The 2,630-nt window shown below is 75.7% G+C and carries 3 protein-coding genes and 1 pseudogene; 1 reads left to right on the top strand and 3 read right to left on the bottom strand.

What is annotated here, in order from left to right:
• Nucleotides 1-515, bottom strand: a pseudogene (locus tag ACIQOV_RS36620) (two-component sensor histidine kinase); the annotation flags it as partial.
• Nucleotides 512-1,216, bottom strand: a complete 705-nt coding sequence (locus ACIQOV_RS36615) for a response regulator transcription factor (protein WP_401055119.1) — start codon at nt 1,214-1,216, stop codon at nt 512-514. The pseudogene ACIQOV_RS36620 and the gene ACIQOV_RS36615, both read right to left, overlap by 4 nt.
• Before the next feature lie 134 nt (nt 1,217-1,350).
• Between ACIQOV_RS36615 and ACIQOV_RS36610 the strand changes: the two genes are divergently transcribed.
• The gene (locus tag ACIQOV_RS36610; RefSeq protein WP_401055118.1) at nt 1,351-1,902 is read left to right on the top strand and encodes a hypothetical protein; all 552 of its coding nucleotides are present in this window, start codon (nt 1,351-1,353) and stop codon (nt 1,900-1,902) included.
• Nucleotides 1,903-2,030: 128 nt separating this feature from the next.
• Here ACIQOV_RS36610 and ACIQOV_RS36605 read toward each other — a convergent pair whose 3' ends face one another.
• The gene (locus ACIQOV_RS36605) at nt 2,031-2,573 is read right to left on the bottom strand and encodes a VOC family protein (RefSeq protein WP_401055117.1); all 543 of its coding nucleotides are present in this window, start codon (nt 2,571-2,573) and stop codon (nt 2,031-2,033) included.
• Nucleotides 2,574-2,630: the final 57 nt, after the last annotated feature.

Below are 2,630 nucleotides of genomic sequence, written 5' to 3'. Positions count from 1 at the left end.
CCCAGCATCGGGCCCCCGGGCTCGCCGGTCCCGGCGGCCACCGTCCCGGGGCCGCCTCCGCCCGGCCCGGCTCCGTCGCCCTCGACGGCGTGGACCGCGTCGCCGCCGCCTCCGCTCCCACCGGCGGTTCCACTCCCGCCGACGGCTGCCGCGCCGCCGGCTCCACTTCCTCCGCCCGCTCCACTTCCCCCACCGGCCGCCGCGCCGCCGTGGAGCGCGCCGCCGCCACCCGCCCCGGCGGGCTGCCCGGCCGCCGGAAGGTGCACCGCCATCCGCCCCTGCCCGCCGGCGTCCGTACTGGCCAGCGCCCGGGTGATCGCCTCCTCGTCGGTGGTGATCGCCAGGGCCGGCCCGAGCGCCGCGGCCTGCCGCTCGGCGGCGGTGAAGGCCCGGTCCCGTGCGGTCTGCTGGACCATCAGTCCGAGCGGGATCAGGAAGGCCAGCGCGACCATGGTGGTCCCGGCGACGGCGGCCTTGATCAGGGCCCAGCGCAGCGAGCGCCCGAACCGCCTCATGTCCGGTGCTCCGCCGCGCCCCCGACGGCTTCCAGCCGGACCCCGACGCCCCGGACGGTGTGCAGGTAGCGGGGGTTGGAGGCGGTCTCGCCGAGCTTGCGGCGCAGCCAGGAGAGGTGGACGTCGATGGTCTGGTCGCCGCCGTAGGTCTGCTGCCAGACCTCGGCGAGGATCTCCTTGCGGGGCACCACCACGCCGGGCCTGGCCGCCAGGAAGGCCAGCAGGTCGAACTCACGGCGGGTCAGGTCGAGCGGGCTCCCGTCCAGCGCGGCCTCCCGCCGCTGGAGGTCGATGGCCAGTCCGCCGACCCGCAGCAGCTGGGCGACGGGCGCCGCGCCGCTGCCGAAGCGGCGCAGCACGGCGGTCATCCGGGCACTGAGGTGCTCCCCGGAGAAAGGTTTCACCAAGTAGTCGTCGGCGCCGTCATTGAGCAGCCGGATGATCTCGGCCTCGTCGTCCCGGGCGGTGGAGATGATCACCGGCACATTGGTCAGGCCCCGGATCATCTTGAGCGCCTCGCTGCCGTCCAGGTCGGGCAGTCCGAGGTCGAGGATCACCAGGTCGCAGCCGACCTGGGCGACCTCCCGCAGCGCCTCCAGAGCCGTGCCCACGCTGCGGACCGCGTGACCGGTGTCGGTCAGGTGGCGGATGAGGGCGGAGCGTACGAAGGGGTCGTCCTCGACCACGAGCACTGTTGCCATGGGCCTGCACGGTACGCCATCGCCGGTCAGTGGTCTGTACCTCGGGGGTGGGTCCGGACATTGTGCAACTGCCCTGCCGAATACCGGGGGTGCCGGTCTCCATCCGTTTGGAAATACGGCAGGATGTGCGGACGATGCGGAACGGACTGGTACAGCTCGGCGCCTGGGCGGCGGCCACCGGGGCGGCGGTGGCGCTGTCCTGGCTCGGCGTGCACGCGGTGCTGACCGGCGCCGCGTTCGAGCAGCCCACGGCGATCGCGCTGCCCTCCCCGAAGGCCGAGGGCACGCCGCACTCCGCGCCCGCCACGCCGGACCAGCCGCGCTCCACCCCACCGTCCACGACCCCTTCCCCGGCGGCCTCCCCGACCACCACCGCCACTGCCGCCACCGCCCCGCACGGCCCGGCTCCCGCCACCACCGCCGCGTCGCCCGGCCGCCGGCCCACCCCCAGCGCCGCCGCGACGTCCACGGTGAAGAGCTACCCGATCCCCGGCGGCAAGGTCGCGCTGGACCTGAAGCCGGACCGGGCCACCCTGGTGTCCGCCACCCCGGACCCGGGCTGGCAGATGCAGGTGTGGACCGACGGCCAGTGGCTGCGGGTCGACTTCACCCGCGGCGACGAGGCCAACTCGGTCTTCGCCTCCTGGAACGGCCACGCGCCGATCGTGGAGACGGTGGTCCGCTGACGCGCGGACCCCGACACCCCGACACCCCGACACCCCGTCAGGCGGCGGGCGACGGGCGGCGGGCGGCGGCACCGCCGGCCGTCGCGGCGCGAGCGGTCGGACAGCGGACGGTCGCACGGCGGGCGCCGTCAGAAGCCGTCGCACGGCACGTACCCCGGCAGGTACGGCCCCACGTATCCCGCCCGGTCCACCAGCGTGTGCCTGGTCCCGCCCGGCACGCCGATGGTGGCCAGCACCACCGCGCCGTAGTCGTCCCGCGCCTCGTAGGGCTCGGCCAGCGACAGCGCGCCCCGGTCCACCGCGTAGTCGTAGGCGTAGTAGACGTCCGGCACGCTCACCGTGAGGTCCAGCACCCCGTCCCCGTACCGGTCGAGGTACGCGGTCAGCTCCCGGCCGCGCGGGCCGGTGGTCCGCACCGGGGAGGTGAGCACGATCCGCGTCCCCGGCGCGGCGAGCACGTACGAGAGGGTCTCCGGGTCCCCGGTCCGCGGCCCGGCGTACGCGGTACAGCGCAGCCCGAGCGCGGCGCAGTAGCGGCGGGCCGCCCGCTCGGCGTCGGCGACCGCGAAGACCACCGCGTCGGCGCGGCCCATCGGCAGCGGCCCCTGCTCCGCGGGGTCCGGTTCGAGGCCGGCCCCGAACAGGACGGGTTCGGCGGCGGTGTCGGTCATGACTGCCCTCCCGGTAGGCGTACGGACCATCCTGGCCGTCCCGGGCACCGGGGGTGG

This window comes from Kitasatospora sp. NPDC091257 (assembly GCF_044757675.1).
Taxonomy (GTDB): Bacteria; Actinomycetota; Actinomycetes; order Streptomycetales; family Streptomycetaceae; genus Kitasatospora; species Kitasatospora lactacystinica.
This window is presented reverse-complemented; position numbering and strand designations above follow the sequence as displayed.